The 14018-nt window shown below is 49.5% G+C and carries 12 protein-coding genes; 6 read left to right on the top strand and 6 right to left on the bottom strand.

All coding sequences use genetic code 11. From position 1 onward, the window contains the following. Positions 1 to 14 precede the first annotated feature (14 nt). The 4 genes from EL262_RS05775 (at position 15) to EL262_RS05760 (ending at position 6207) form a co-directional block, all read left to right on the top strand. Positions 15 to 941: an ABC transporter ATP-binding protein gene (locus tag EL262_RS05775; RefSeq protein ID WP_036844711.1), complete on the top strand. Its 927-nt coding sequence runs from the start codon at positions 15 to 17 to the stop codon at positions 939 to 941. 278 nt (positions 942 to 1219) lie between these two features. Further along, positions 1220 to 3514: a Gldg family protein gene (locus tag EL262_RS05770; RefSeq protein ID WP_078735805.1), complete on the top strand. Its 2295-nt coding sequence runs from the start codon at positions 1220 to 1222 to the stop codon at positions 3512 to 3514. A gap of 42 nt (positions 3515 to 3556) precedes the next feature. After that, positions 3557 to 4879, top strand: coding sequence for a MutS-related protein (locus EL262_RS05765; protein WP_025838101.1), 1323 nt, complete (start codon positions 3557 to 3559; stop codon positions 4877 to 4879). After that, positions 4876 to 6207: a MutS-related protein gene (locus tag EL262_RS05760; RefSeq protein WP_078735806.1), complete on the top strand. Its 1332-nt coding sequence runs from the start codon at positions 4876 to 4878 to the stop codon at positions 6205 to 6207. Before EL262_RS05765 ends, EL262_RS05760 begins: the two co-directional genes overlap by 4 nt. 185 nt (positions 6208 to 6392) lie before the next feature. On the opposite strand, the gene EL262_RS05755 is transcribed toward EL262_RS05760, so the two are convergent. The 6 genes from EL262_RS05755 to EL262_RS05730 form a co-directional block, all read right to left on the bottom strand. Next, positions 6393 to 7067: a YggS family pyridoxal phosphate-dependent enzyme gene (locus EL262_RS05755; RefSeq protein WP_025838103.1), complete on the bottom strand. Its 675-nt coding sequence runs from the start codon at positions 7065 to 7067 to the stop codon at positions 6393 to 6395. Positions 7068 to 7084: 17 nt separating this feature from the next. Further along, on the bottom strand, positions 7085 to 7513 hold the full coding sequence (locus EL262_RS05750; RefSeq protein ID WP_025838105.1) for a DUF4494 domain-containing protein: 429 nt from the start codon (positions 7511 to 7513) through the stop codon (positions 7085 to 7087). 23 nt (positions 7514 to 7536) lie between these two features. Then, positions 7537 to 8109, bottom strand: coding sequence for an isochorismatase family protein (locus tag EL262_RS05745; RefSeq protein ID WP_078735807.1), 573 nt, complete (start codon positions 8107 to 8109; stop codon positions 7537 to 7539). Beyond that, positions 8106 to 9281 (bottom strand): 1-acyl-sn-glycerol-3-phosphate acyltransferase, encoded by a 1176-nt coding sequence (locus tag EL262_RS05740; RefSeq protein ID WP_025838109.1) that lies wholly within the window; start codon positions 9279 to 9281, stop codon positions 8106 to 8108. The genes EL262_RS05745 and EL262_RS05740 overlap by 4 nt, the downstream gene beginning before the upstream one ends. A 17-nt stretch (positions 9282 to 9298) precedes the next feature. Next, entirely contained in the window at positions 9299 to 10312 is a 1014-nt protein-coding gene (locus EL262_RS05735; RefSeq protein WP_025838112.1) for a D-alanine--D-alanine ligase, read from the bottom strand. A 219-nt stretch (positions 10313 to 10531) separates the two neighbouring features. Continuing rightward, the gene (locus tag EL262_RS05730; protein WP_036853589.1) at positions 10532 to 11614 is read right to left on the bottom strand and encodes a sugar-transfer associated ATP-grasp domain-containing protein; all 1083 of its coding nucleotides are present in this window, start codon (positions 11612 to 11614) and stop codon (positions 10532 to 10534) included. 330 nt (positions 11615 to 11944) lie between these two features. On the opposite strand from EL262_RS05730, the gene EL262_RS05725 reads away from it, so the two are divergent. Further along, a complete protein-coding gene (locus tag EL262_RS05725) occupies positions 11945 to 12904 on the top strand; it encodes a glycosyltransferase family 2 protein (protein ID WP_025838116.1) in 960 nt (319 codons plus the stop codon). A gap of 23 nt (positions 12905 to 12927) precedes the next feature. Then, positions 12928 to 13884 carry a glycosyltransferase family 2 protein gene (locus tag EL262_RS05720; protein WP_025838118.1) on the top strand — a complete coding sequence of 319 codons (957 nt, stop codon included), beginning with the start codon at positions 12928 to 12930 and terminating at the stop codon, positions 13882 to 13884. The last annotated feature ends 134 nt before the right edge of the window (positions 13885 to 14018 follow it).

Here is a 14018-nt window from a genome sequence, read left to right as displayed (position 1 = left end):
AACTATACTACTAAATGAAAGAACCAATCGTAAAAGTCGAACACTTGTCGCACCGATACAGTGTGCAGTGGGCTGTGAGGGATATCAACTTCGAGATCCCCGGGCATGGTATATACGGACTTCTTGGCTCCAATGGAGCCGGGAAGTCTACCACCATGAACATCATGTGTGGTGCGCTCAAGCAGACCGAGGGGGATATATACATCAAGGGGCACAGTATAAGTAAGGAGCCCATCGAAGCAAAGCGTCGCATAGGCTTCCTACCTCAGGTGCCTCCGTTGCAGAAGGATCTTACGGTGAGTGAGTTCCTCTCCTATAGTGCCGCTTTGAGGTTTGTCCCCGATAGGGAGATCCCCAAGGCTGTCGATGTCGCTCTTGAGCGTTGTCGTCTGACTCATTTCCGTCACCGTCTGATCCGTAATCTCTCGGGAGGGTACCAGCAGCGTGTGGGGATTGCTCAGGCGATCATACACAATCCCGAATTCGTGATCCTCGATGAGCCCACCAACGGTCTCGACCCTAATCAGATCCTCGACGTGCGCCGTCTGATCAAGGACATTGCAGAGGAGCGCACGGTGCTCCTCTCCACTCATATCCTCTCCGAGGTGCAGGCGATCTGTGATCATATCTATATGATCGAGCAGGGGCAGCTCGTGTTTTCGGGCTCTGTGCGAGAGTTTGACAGCTATATCGTACCGGACTCGTTGATCGTTTCCCTCATGGCGATGCCTCCGGTCGAAGATCTTTCTCGTGTGCCCGGTGTCCTTGACGTCGAGGAGATGGGTGGATACACTTACAGGATAAAGTTCAACGACTATCAGGAGGTCACACAGCATCTTGTGGAGAAGAGTGTCGAGCACAACTGGTATCTCACTGAGATGACACTGGAGAAGAGCTCGATGAACGCTGTCTTTGCGGAGCTCTCCAAGAAGCGTTCGTGATCCTACGAGGGTTGGTCTATCATATCTGTATGCTTCGAGTGCCTATCTCGGCTCTGAGGAGTGCCGGCTGTCGTTTGGCCGATCTTTCTGCTCATCGCCAGCCTTGAAAAAAGGTCCAGGAAGACTCGAATTCAAGCTTAACGACTTTCGATCTCAAGTCTAACGACCTTCGAAATTAAGTCTAACGACTTTTTTGACGTCTTCGTCGTGGTCGGAGGAGCAAGAGGAGGTGGGAGCATACATCATCAATAATCTATGACGAAGTCTATTATTATCATATGAAGATTATATTCAAAATCGCCAAAGCAGAGTTGCAGGTATTGTTTTTTTCGCCCATTGCCTGGCTCATCTTGATCTTGTTTACATTTACGGCGAGTACCGACTTGGTGGGGATCCTCAAGCAGTTGGTTCAGAATGTCGCCATGGGATTCCCACTGTACAACCTTACAGGGACCCTCTTCTCAAGTTGGGAGGGAATCTATTCGGCGGTACAGAGCAATCTCTACCTATACATCCCTTTGTTGACGATGAACCTGATGAGCCGAGAGTTCAGCACCGGATCCATCAAGCTCCTTTACTCGTCTCCTGTGAGCAATACTCAGATCATCCTCGGGAAGTACCTCTCCGTGGTGATCTATATCTTTATCCTCATCCTCGTGCTGGCGAGCTATGCCGTATGGGGGGCGATGAAGATCGAGCACTTCAACTATGGGCTTATTTTCAGTGGATTGCTCGGGATATTCCTATTGACTTGTGCGTATGCTGTCATCGGTCTCTTCATGTCCACACTGACATCGTACCAAGTGGTGGCAGCCATCGGGACACTGACGATCCTCACCGTGTTGTCGATGATCTCCTCTTGGGGACAGAGCATCGCTTTCGTGCGTGATCTGACCTATTGGTTGTCGATGCCCGGGCGTTCGATGACGTTTGTTCAGGGGATGATCAGTACGGAAAATGTGCTTTACTTCATCCTTGTCATCGCACTCTTCCTATCGATGGCTATCCTCCGACTTAGATCGCTACGTACGAGCACTCCTACATGGATGATCGTATCTCAGTACGTGGGTGTGTGGGTCTTTGCCCTCACGCTCGGTTATATCTCATCTCAGCCTATGGTCAAGAAGTACTACGATGCGACCCTCACAAAGAGCAACACGATCACACCTCACAGTCAGGACATCATCAATCGTCTTGATGGCAAGGTGACGATCACCACTTATGTCAATCTCCTTGATCCATACTTTTGGATCGGTATGCCTGAGCGGATCAACGAGGATCGTAAACTCTTCGAGCAGTACCTGCGCTTCAAACCTGATATGAAGATGAAGTATGTGTACTACTATCATGAGGCGAACAATCCCGCATTCGATGAGCGTTTCCCTGACCTTACGACCCAAGAGAAGTTCGATAAGATCATCGAGATCAACGACTATAATCCAAAGATGTTTTTGACTCCGGACGAGTTCGCAAAGCTGGATGTAGACCTTTCGGGCGAAGGTTATAGGTTTGTCAGAGAGATCGAGTACAACGGTCGCAAGACCTTCCTACGCATCTTCGAGGACAATATGATCTTCCCTTCGGAGGGAGAGACCACTGCGGCCTTCAAGCGTCTTGTGATGGATCTGCCCATGGTCGGATTCGTTGCAGGGCATGGAGCTCGTCCGACGGATCACCACGGTGAGCGATCGTACAGTATGTTTGCACAGACCAAGACCTTCCGTCAAGCACTCATCAATCAGGGCTTTGCTTACTCCGATGTCACCCTTGATAAGGACATCCCCGAGGACATCAACATCCTTGTCGTGGCAGAGCTCCGTGAGCCTCTCTCCGATGATGAGCTTGGCCGTATCAAGAGATACATCGACAGAGGGGGGAATCTCCTCATCACCTCCGACCTCGGTCGCCAGGAGATCATGAACCCCATCGTAAGCCCTCTCGGCGTGCGCTTCGAACAAGGGTGTGTCGTACATCCTACCACAGAGCATCCGGCCGACCTTGTCGTAGGCTATCCTACGGTAGAGAGTGAGGAGCTTTCCTATTGGTTTGGGACACTGCGCTCTTATCAGTATGGTATAGCCATGACAGGGGCTACTCCCATGGTGTATGAGACCGATAAGGGTTTTGAGGTGACATCGCTCATGCGCACCGATTCTGTCGGAGTGTGGAATGAGATCGAGACCACCGACTTGCTCAATGACTCCGTGCATCATAACCCCGCAGTAGGAGAGGTCGAGCAGGCTTATGACCTTGCCTTGGGGCTCTCTCGCAAAGTCGGCGATCGTACCCAGAAGATCATCATCATCAGTGATGCCGACTGTATCAGCAATGGAGAAGTCGTGCGTGAACGTCCGGGAGTCAATGCGTTCAACTACTACATGATCTTGGGTGCGTTTGACTGGTTCTCCGATGGAGAAGTCCCCATCGATACACGTCGACCCGACTCTCCCGATGATCATATGGAGATCTCAGAGCAGACCGTCACCGGGGTCAAGGTCATCTTCGTATGGTTGCTCCCCGGACTTATGTTGCTCACTGCCATCCTCATTTGGTTGCGCCGAAGAGGTCGCTAAGTCATGATTTGTATCCAATATCCATAATGTAAGACGATAGCGATGGCATTTATCATAGACAAACAGACCCTTACGGATCTCAAGATCTTCAATAAGCCTCAGAGCGACTCGATCTTTGGGATCTTCAATAAGGTACGGACACGAGGCAGTGCGAGGATACTTGAAGATATGTTCAGGTATCCCCTCTCCGAGCCCGTCAAGATCCGTGAGAGGATAGAGATCTTTCGCTTCTTCATGGATCGAAAGATCGAACTCGGTTTCAACAGCGAATGGTTCGACGCCATAGAACATTACCTCAGCGACACCGATGAGCGTGCCCGCCTCAAGGCCCACAACGATACCATGCGTCAACGCATCAATAGACTCATCGGTGCCGATGTCTCCTATGCGATGATCCACAAGGCTGTGGCATCTACGGTGGAGCTTTGTCGAGAGGTAAGAGTGCTCATGCGTACTCTTGAAGAAGCACCTGCCGCTCTCCGTCACGATGTCCGGACACTCGGAAGCCTTCTCGACACAGAGACCTTTGCGTGGACGACCTCAGAGACGACACATCTGACATATGCCAAGGTGGCGATGTACGATGACTTCCTCCGTTATCGGGGCATCGATGACTTCCGACGCTTTTTGGAGATTCTTTATCGCATAGATGTCTACGGTACGGTGGCCAAGGTCGGCATGGATCAAGGTTTTGTCTTGCCCGAGGTCTTGCCTGACGAGCAGGACGACTTGTACATCAAGGGGCTCAGACACCCACTCCTCAAAAATGCCGTAGCCAACGATGTCTCCATGACAAAGGGGCAGAAGGTCATCTTCCTCACCGGAGCAAACATGGCGGGGAAGTCCACTTTCATGAAGTCATTCGGCACGATCATATTCTTGGCACACATGGGATTTCCCGTGCCTGCAGAGGAGATGAAGTTCAGTGTCCATGCCGGGATGTACACCACGATCAACTTGCCCGACAATATGCACATGGGCTTCAGTCACTTCTATGCCGAGGTGCGCCGTCTCAGAAAGGTGGCGGATCAGGTCAATCGGGTAGGACGGCTTGTCATCATCTTTGACGAGCTCTTCAGGGGGACGAATGTCAAAGATGCCCATGAGGCTACTGTCGAAGTCATGAGAGCATTTGCCGAACGCAATGATTGTATCTTCATGATCTCGACACACATCATTGAGGCCGGAGAGGATCTCAGGGACCATTCGGAGAGTATCAAGTTCGTCTACTTCCCCACCATCATCGGCTCTGACGGTAGACCCAAGTATACCTACCGACTCACCGAGGGTATCACCGCCGACCGTCATGGTATGATGATCGTGAATAATGAAAGAATAATAGAGATACTTAAACCCAAAGTATGAGCTTTATAATAGACAAACAGACCGTCCGGGATCTCAACCTGCTCGGCAAGTACGACAGCAAGTCTATCTATCACGTCTACGACCGTACACGTACCCGAGGTGGGCGACAGCTCATCGAGCAGATGTTCCATAATCCTCTCACCGACAGTGAGGCCATCAATGCTCGTAGTGCGCTCTTTCAGTCATTCATGGATCACCCTTGTGACTTCCCCTTTGATGACGAACACCTCGATGCTGTGGAGTATTATATGAGTATGCCTGCAAACAGCAATAGGGGGATGCACCTCATCAAGTTTGTGAAGATGAAGAGTATGCTCTACATTGCCGGAGACAGGATGATCGAGACAATGGGTGAAAATATCATCAAGACACTGAATCTATTCGATCACTTGTCCTCCTTCACCTCTCATCATGCCGAAGAGGTCGAGGCATACCGATCTGTGGACGAAGAGGTGAAGAGTCTCCTTGCCACAAAGGGGCTTGCCGGAATCATGAAATATAAGGATGCAGGTCGACTCACTTTTGCTCAGACAATGCATGCCCACAGAGTGCTTCGTATCTCTTGTCACTCCCAAGTGAGCCGACTCATGGAGATCATCTATCACCTCGACCTTCAGATCACTGTCGCTCGGGTGGCGAACGAACATGGCTTCACCAGAGCCGTGGCACATCCCGTACGTGAGGGGCAAAACATCTTCAGGGCTGTGACCCTCTTCCATCCCACCGTGCAGGGTGCCAAGGGCAATGATGTCACCATCGATGGGGAGCGAAATATGATCTTTCTCACCGGTGCCAACATGGCGGGCAAGTCCACCTTCATGAAGTCTGTCGGGATAGCGATCTATCTCGCACACATGGGATTCCCGGTGCCTGCGGCAGAGATGGAGTTCACCGTCAGGGATGGGCTCTTCACATCCATCAATGTCTCCGATGACATGGATCTCGGGCACAGTCATTACTACGCTGAGGTGATGCGTGTCAAGCACGTGGCACAGTATGTCGCTGAGGGGCATAACCTTTTTGTCATCCTTGATGAACTGTTCAAGGGGACGAATGTCAAGGATGCCCTCGATGCCACTTCTGCCGTCCTCAAGGCCTTCTCGGTACACCGCAACTGCTTCTTCATTGTGTCTACACACATCCTCGAAGCTGCGGATGCCCTCAAGGACTGTCCCAACATCCGCTACCATTACTTCCCTACCGAACTTGTCGGAGGGCTCCCACGATATACCTATCGCCTCACCGAGGGTATCACCGCCGATCGCCACGGTATGATGATCATCCGCAACGAACGTATCGTGGAGCGTATCAAGGGACTTGCTTCCTGATCATTTTCGATGGATATACTTAATGGCAAAGGCCGTGTCATAAATTTCTCTATGACACGGCCTTTGCCATTTTGTCTTCCGATGAGGAGACACGAAAGTTGATGCCTAACCGACGATAACCTACTGTATCTGACTCAGACGGATGTCTCTTGTGTTATCTTTGTGTTCGTGCCGTTGGGTGATGATCAGTACTCGCGCTGTCCAAATATCTTTGTGCCGACACGTACATAAGTAGCACCGTATTCTATTGCGATGGGGTAGTCATCGCTCATCCCTATGGAGAGGTGACGAAAGGTCTCGGATTCTGCGAAGTGTGCTGCTTTGATCTCGGTGAAGAGGGCTTGCATCCGGGCAAACTCTCGGCGTATCTGCTCCTCATCTTCGGTGAGTGAGGCCATCGCCATAAGTCCGGTGATACGGATATGAGACAGGTGCTTGTGTGCTCCGGAAGATAGATAGTCTTTGAGTTCCTCGATGCCGAAGCCGTGCTTACTCTCTTCGCCGGATATGTGTATCTGTAGGAGGACATCGATGGTGGCTCTGCCGAGGCGTTCGCATTGGCGTTCGATCTCGTCGAGGAGTTTTGGGCTGTCGACACTTTGTATCGTATGCACGAAGGGGACGATGTACTTGACCTTGTTCCGCTGGAGCGTGCCGATGAGATGCCATTTTATATCCTCAGGGAGTTGAGGAGCTTTGTCGACAAGCTCTTGTACTCTGTTTTCGCCGAAGAGGCGTTGCCCGGCATCGTACGCGTCGAGGATGGCAGGCACGGGGTGAAACTTTGATACTGCGATTAGGTCGACATGAGCAGGAAGCTCAGCCTTGATTGATTGTATCCGAGATGCTATCTGTGACATGTGGGATGCCGTTTTTCTTACTTCACTTCGTAAGGGAAGACATCCATGAGGGTTGTCTCTTGGATCGAGGCTATCTCATAGTCTGCCAGTGTGCCGTGCATCCCTTTGTTGATGCCATCGAGGGCATCTTGTATGTCATTGGCTTGGACGAGCATCTGGACATACTTCTTCTTCTCGACACCTGCTTTTTCGTCGAGTGTGATGAAGCCTACCTTGGCTTTGTAAAACCTGTCGCCCTTGTCATTGAGGAAGACTTCGGCATAGCGCACCTTGCGAAGGTTGTTGAGGACGAAGGATCCTCGGCTCTCTATTTGCTCGGCAATGCGTACTTCAGCCTCTGTGAAACTGACGGCATCCAAGAGGTAAGACTCGCTGACCTTCTTCATCATACCTTCTTGATTGACTTCTTTCTCGTATGTGATTTTTGCTTCAAACCAGTTGTTCATTGTCGTGTTTGTATTCTTAATAGTTAATGATTGAGTGGCAGTGATGTCGTAGTGGTTTGTTGTAACCCTGATTCCGAGATGAGGGCTGAGAGTTTCTCTCCTCCATCGAGACTCGGGCAGGCATCGGTGACGACGCACATCTTTTCGCCCAGCCCTTGGCGCACCAAGTCGCCTACAGACGTATGTACGCAGACATCTCCTGCAATGCCGGCGACATAGATGATGTCGGCATTGTCCATGATCCTCGGATAGGAGGTTGTGAAAGCGCTGTACTCATCACGATCTTGCGAAGTCGCCTTCTCGATATACGTGATGGGGGTGTGATGTTTGGATACTCGTGTCGCAACAGCTTCAAAGAGGTTGCTGTCGATGGCTGCACCGGGCGAATATTTTACACAGTGGGCGGGCCACAGACCTCCTTGAGCCTTGAAGCTGCAATGGGCTATCGTATGGGCATCCATCGTGATGATGATGTGGTCGATGCTCATGTCCGGTAATGCCTTGGCAAGTCTATCCATCCCTTCCCTTGCTCCGGGTACGGGCAGTGTGCCGTCTATGAAGTCGTACTGAGGGTCTACGATAAGCAGAATGTTCATCTCAATTCTCCTTTCGCTTTGAGCTGGTTGATAAGAGGGTTGGCGTACATTTCGAGGATGCGTTGAGTGAGGAAGTCTATATCCTTGTGTTCCATGTCGATCTTGTCAAGCTGTCCTTGGAGATAGCTCTCAAACTTCGCGCGCTCCTTGTCGCTGTACATTTCTCTGAATTTCTTACCTCCGTACAAGAGGTCATAAGCTACGTAATTGCCCGGATAGAGACGATAATTGCGATGTATCTCCCGATCTATGGCTTCGGCGATGCGAACGAACTGCTCCTGCTTGCCGTCACAACCCTCCACTATATCCGCGAGGCCTTTCAACTCTTTGCCGAAACAATAGTGCACTCGACCCTTTTCTCCCGCAAGTCCCTGTTGCATGTTGACGAAGTCGTCCATCTGTGTCTTCTTGTAGTCCGGATCCAGACGCTTTTGAAGCATTTCTTTTGCTTTCAGGTAGTCACAAGGATCGTATTCGTAAGATATGGCTAAGGGTACGATGTGCAGTTCCTCAAGAGCCGAAGGGACATCCGTGCCTCCGCTCATCGCAAGCATCTTCAGCAATGCCGGCTGAGTACGGTCATCCGAGTCCTTTGCCCTCCCCTCACGTTGTGCTATCCATACCGACTCTTCGTCATTGGTGATCGAGCGACGGATGTATTTCGACAGTGTCAGAGACTCTTTGAGCATCTCTCGCACCGATGGCGAACGTTTGACGATGAAGGCATCACAGAGACGAACGACGGAGCGTATCCAAGGACGGATGAGGAGGTTGTCTCCGATGGCGATGCGAGGCAGACCTTCGAATGCCTCATAACAGATGACATTGAGAAATGCAGAGTCGAGGATGATGTCCCTGTGATTCGAGATGAATGTGTGCTTGTGGCTCTGATCGAGACCGCTCTTACCGGATGAAGTGACGGAGAATGTCGTCTTTGCTGCGAGCTTGTTCATCACGTGGTAGACCACCATCGCTTTGAAGTCTCGGATGGAGTGTATGTTCGACATCACTTCCTCCTGCCTGTCTTGAGGAACATCGGCAAGGATCTGATTGAGGAATGGGATGAACTCCGGATCTTGTCTCAGTCCTGCCAAGACCTCTCTCACCTCATGATCAAGATGTGGACGTATGTCGTCAAATTCCGCAGGCAAAGTCTGTTTGTCTGTACTCATGTCTCTGTATGTACGTATTAGGATTGTCTTTTCTTCTTGTGGAGCTCCATCTGATGTCGGATGATGGAGGTGAGGACTTCTCCGATATTGAGTCCTGCAGCCGCTATCTGCTGCGGAATGAAGCTCGTTGCCGTCATTCCCGGTGTGGTGTTTACTTCAAGTAGGACAGGTATGTCATTCTCGATGATGAAGTCCACACGGATGATGCCCGAAGCATTGAGATGTCCATAGATCTCTCTTGTGAGATCCTGTATCCGGGTCGTCATTTCGGAAGATATACGTGCGGGGGTAATCTCTTCGACCTGGCCGTTATACTTCGCATCGAAGTCGAAGAACTCATTATGGCTCACGACCTCTGTCACCGGGAGCACGTGGATCCCCTCCGCATCGGCATAACAGCCACAGGTGACTTCTGTACCTTGGATCAGATGTTCGACCATCACTTCTGCCCCTTCTTTGAATGCCAGCGCAATGGCAGGAGCAAGTCCCTCGATTTCCGTAACCTTTGTCGTTGCCACACTCGATCCTCCATCGTTTGGCTTCACGAACGCAGGCAATCCCGGATCTACCGCAAGGACGATAGGTCGCACATGGTCAGTAGGTTGGAGCCTTACCGATGGTGCAATACGTATGCCAAAACTACTCAGGTATCGATTACACACGTACTTGTTTGCAGTCAAAGCTCCCGTCAATGTCGGACAACAAGAGTAGGGGATGTCGAGCATGTCGAAGTAGCCTGTGAGTTTGCCATCCTCACCCGGCGTGCCATGGATGGTGATGTATGCGTAGTCGAACTTGATGCGCTGGCCTGCCACGGTCGTGAAAGTGAAGTTGTTTTTGTCGATTTGGAGACGTTCGGTCCCTTCTTCGAGCAAAACGACCCATTCGTCCCTCGTGATGAGGACAGGGATGACATTGAACGGAGCACCCTCCAAAAAAGATAGGATGCCCTTTTGACTCTTCAGTGATACCTCCATTTCGCCCGAATAACCTCCGGCGATGAGGGCTATATTGGGGAGACCTGTATTCATAGATAGTGGATTTCCTTAATTCACAAAAGGATTGATTTACCTTTTGTTTCACTCAAGTATTTATCTCTCATACAAAGGTACATTTTCCTTGTTACATAACAGATCACATAAAGCCCAAATGAATCCAAAGGTAGGTGTATGTGTCGAATACAAGAGAAGAGGTGGAGACGAGCCTCCATGATGATTCAAGTTACAGGTGGATGCCCGTCTTTCTACTGATCAGAAGACTTTTACACGCTTGATCTTTTGCTTTAGCACATGGTCTATGACCTCTTGTGTACGATCTCCGAAGAGTGGTCCGTTGAAAGCCTGATGGCACTCCATTTCTTGGGAGTCCAGATTGAGCTCTATGACCCTTATCTCGCCCTCCTCGTCTATGGTCCCATCCCATGCAATGAAGCCCATGTAAGGGATCTGTTCGTGTAGTGAGAGGAGGCGATCGACCAAGCGTTGATAGCTTTCCAGTCGAGTCTCTGCAAAGACCAATCCCGTGGGTGAGCAGAGACGACGCTCAGCCATAGGGTTGTCTACCCCGAAGTGATGGAGCTGTCCATCGGGATGTACGGCAACCATCGTCCCTCCTGCCCCTGCATTGTCATTGAGCCTGTCGTCTGTTGCCATACGTAAGAATGACGATGCGAGTGTCGCTCGTCCATTTATGTTGAGTGTCACTACGCGCACGGTATTCGTCGAAGGGGGATTGAAACGCTTGAGCTCCTCCGATATCTTCAGTACTTTTTGGAAGATGTAGTCATTATTGTCAGCGATGGCTTTCTGCACGAATGCTTTAAGCTCTTCTTTTGTCATCTTGCTGAAGTCGATGAGACGAACCCCCTTGCCACCTCCTGTGAAGCCGGCAACCTTCATGACGACTTTCCCCTCATTTGCCAGGTTGCTCTCGAGATCATCGTGAGAGCATGGACGAAGGTCATTGCCCAAGGCGACACCATGTACGATTGCACCAAGAGGGGTTGGGAAGACTTCGCTGGGGAGTATCTTGTAACACAGTACTTTGTGCTGTAGTGCATCCCTATATGCAGGTGTGTTGAGACTTATCTCAAAGAGATTCCAGATATCTTGTGGTATGCATCGTTCATCGAAGGAGCCACTCATGTGTTTGAAATATCTGTGCCATCCTGTATTGAACGGAAGTCCGAAGACGCCCCACATGGCCTTGACTTTTGCTTCCTCCTCTTTTGTGAGAGGGGCGATTGACTCCTGAGAACTCATGTAAGCCTTCAGAGCACGGTCTCTTCGCCTTTTCTTTTCTTTGTACACAAATTTATTTAATAGCTTTCTCATCCTTTTTGATGTCTTGTCGAATAATCAAGGTTTATAATATTGCTGCTTTGTTTTCTTTCCAATGACTTGAGTCACATAGATGTCGTAAGTGTAAGTCTACCTGTATTCTTGTCAGTGATTGATGCCTTTCGGGGCATTTCTGCTCGTGATGACTGTGATTTGTTTTACTTCGTACAAAAATACGGTAAGATTTTCAAAAATCCCATATTTATCCGATTTGAGCGTCCATGTGGCATCAGTAAAAAGGGCGAAGCGTATTGTATCACGAAAGATAAGATCCCTCTAAAATCATTATCTTTGCGTCAAATAATTATAGTGTAAGAAAGAGTTATGAGCCCTATTATCAGTGTTATTATCCCAGCCTATAACGTTGCCAAACATCTCAATAAGTGTTTGGACTCTGTTGTCTCTCAGACATTGAGGGATATTGAGATCATATTGATCGACGATGGTTCCACGGATGATACACCTCGTCTCTGTGATGAATGGGCGCAGAAAGATGAACGCATCCGGGTTGTCCATCAGTCCAATGTCGGTCTTGCGGAGACCCGCAACAGAGGGGTTGCACTCGCTACCGCACCGTTTGTCGGCTTTGTCGATAGTGACGACTGGATCGAGCCCGATATGTATCAGCGTTTGTATGAAGCCCATCTTCGGTATGATGCCGATCTTGTCGTGTGTAATTTTCACATGGACTTTGTCGAAGAAGGGACTACCGAACTTATGCACCATAAGCCGAGTGGATTATACCCCAAAGCTGAGGCTCTTTTTCGTCTGATGATGGAGAAGGGGTTGGACTGTTATAGTTGGAACAAACTATATCGCCGCTCACTCTTTGACGGAGTCATTTATCCCAAAGGACGATGGATGGAGGATCATGCCACGACATATAAACTCTACTTCAACGCCGAGCGTATTGCTTACATTGAGACTCCGCTCTACCACTATATCCGTCATGGCGGAAGTTTCACGATGAGTTCAAGTGTGCTCAAGGAAGCCGATTACTTTCAGGCCATTCTCGAGCGCAGGGTCTTTTTCCTTGAGCACCCGTTCTTTTCTCCACGAGAGATGGCTCTCTTTCGGATCAAAGGTGCTCAGCGTACTATTTCTTCCATCAAGGTGCTTGACGAGATCACCAAGCCTGACGAAGCCCTTGATCTCAAGGAGGAGATGACAACATTTGTCCGAAATACCTTCTCCGTTTGTCGTAAACCTTCTTTTTGGAAGCGTCGTACACGTTTGGCCGTCAACCTCAATAAACTCTATGCTTATCTGAGATATTGGTCATAGATTCATCTCATTCCCTTTGATGTATGATGCAGTCAGCCTCTCCACAGATATCGGTCATCCTCTCGGTACACAATGCTGAGTCCCGTCTTGACAAGTGTCTGCAGTCCATCTTTGGTCAGTCTTTTCGTGATTTTGAAATCATTGTTGTCAATGATGGATCGACCGACAGAGCCTTAGATATTTGCGAACGTTACGCCGAGGTGGATTCACGTCTCCGCGTCATTTCCCAATCTTGCCAAGGACGATCTGCCGCATACAATGCCGGGATCCGGGTAGCACGAGGTCGCTATATCACAGTGGTCGACTCTTATGCTTGGATTGATACTGAGCACTTTGCTATTTTGTATGGCTTGGTCACGAGGTATCATGCCGAAATCTCTGTTGTTGAATGCACGAAAGAAGACTTGCCCACCCTCGACTTCGCTCTCACCGAAGGACGAATCACCGTCTACGAAAGGAGTACTGCTCTCACCGCTTTGTATCGGGGGAAGTTCCTTCGTGATCAGTTTTCGGGCAAACTTTATCATCGCTCCCTTTTTGACGAGGTGCAGTTTCCTGTTGGGCGATATTGTGAGGATATTTTTGTTACTTGTCACCTCTTTGCGCGTAGTGTTACCATTGTCCGCACGGATATCCCTACCTATCACTATATGCAAGGATCGACCCTTATCCCATCCTTTGATGCCGATCTATATCGGTATTTTGCCGATCGGAATGATGGGCTTGCTGCCAAACTTTCTTTTTTGGAGAGGCATGTTGATTTATTTTCTGACGCGGAAGATGCCTATAAGACTTCTGCGCTCAGCTTTTATCACCTTAAACGTGATTTTCTCAAAACGGCTAAGAGATGTACTGAGCAACGCTCCACACTCCTCAGTCAGATTGAAGCCAACTTTAAACACGCCTTGACAAATACATCAGCCCGACGTCTCGGTTATTTAAAATATCTTGATGTGTTGAGAGTCTTATATCTGACCTGAAATCAGGCTTTGCATTATCTCTGCTTGACAAGAGGGCGCTTTGTTCTTGTTCTTTTCTTTCTCTCCGTAAACACATAGTAGGAGAAACCACTCCAATACTGTTCTCATCATTTCATCCTCAAATCGGTCTTTTA

Source organism: Porphyromonas cangingivalis (genome assembly GCF_900638305.1).
Taxonomy (GTDB): domain Bacteria; phylum Bacteroidota; class Bacteroidia; order Bacteroidales; family Porphyromonadaceae; genus Porphyromonas_A; species Porphyromonas_A cangingivalis.
The sequence above is the reverse complement of the archived record's forward strand: the minus strand, read 5'-3'. Positions and strand labels throughout refer to the sequence as shown.

What these genes read in the sequence shown, in the direction of transcription:
- EL262_RS05775 (WP_036844711.1), top strand. Translation starts at nt 15, where the DNA reads ATGAAAGAACCAATCGTAAAAGTCGAACACTTGTCGCACCGATACAGT.
- EL262_RS05770 (WP_078735805.1), top strand. Translation starts at nt 1,220, where the DNA reads ATGAAGATTATATTCAAAATCGCCAAAGCAGAGTTGCAGGTATTGTTT.
- EL262_RS05765 (WP_025838101.1), top strand. Translation starts at nt 3,557, where the DNA reads ATGGCATTTATCATAGACAAACAGACCCTTACGGATCTCAAGATCTTC.
- EL262_RS05760 (WP_078735806.1), top strand. Translation starts at nt 4,876, where the DNA reads ATGAGCTTTATAATAGACAAACAGACCGTCCGGGATCTCAACCTGCTC.
- EL262_RS05755 (WP_025838103.1), bottom strand. Translation starts at nt 7,067, where the DNA reads ATGTCACAGATAGCATCTCGGATACAATCAATCAAGGCTGAGCTTCCT.
- EL262_RS05750 (WP_025838105.1), bottom strand. Translation starts at nt 7,513, where the DNA reads ATGAACAACTGGTTTGAAGCAAAAATCACATACGAGAAAGAAGTCAAT.
- EL262_RS05745 (WP_078735807.1), bottom strand. Translation starts at nt 8,109, where the DNA reads ATGAACATTCTGCTTATCGTAGACCCTCAGTACGACTTCATAGACGGC.
- EL262_RS05740 (WP_025838109.1), bottom strand. Translation starts at nt 9,281, where the DNA reads ATGAGTACAGACAAACAGACTTTGCCTGCGGAATTTGACGACATACGT.
- EL262_RS05735 (WP_025838112.1), bottom strand. Translation starts at nt 10,312, where the DNA reads ATGAATACAGGTCTCCCCAATATAGCCCTCATCGCCGGAGGTTATTCG.
- EL262_RS05730 (WP_036853589.1), bottom strand. Translation starts at nt 11,614, where the DNA reads ATGAGAAAGCTATTAAATAAATTTGTGTACAAAGAAAAGAAAAGGCGA.
- EL262_RS05725 (WP_025838116.1), top strand. Translation starts at nt 11,945, where the DNA reads ATGAGCCCTATTATCAGTGTTATTATCCCAGCCTATAACGTTGCCAAA.
- EL262_RS05720 (WP_025838118.1), top strand. Translation starts at nt 12,928, where the DNA reads ATGATGCAGTCAGCCTCTCCACAGATATCGGTCATCCTCTCGGTACAC.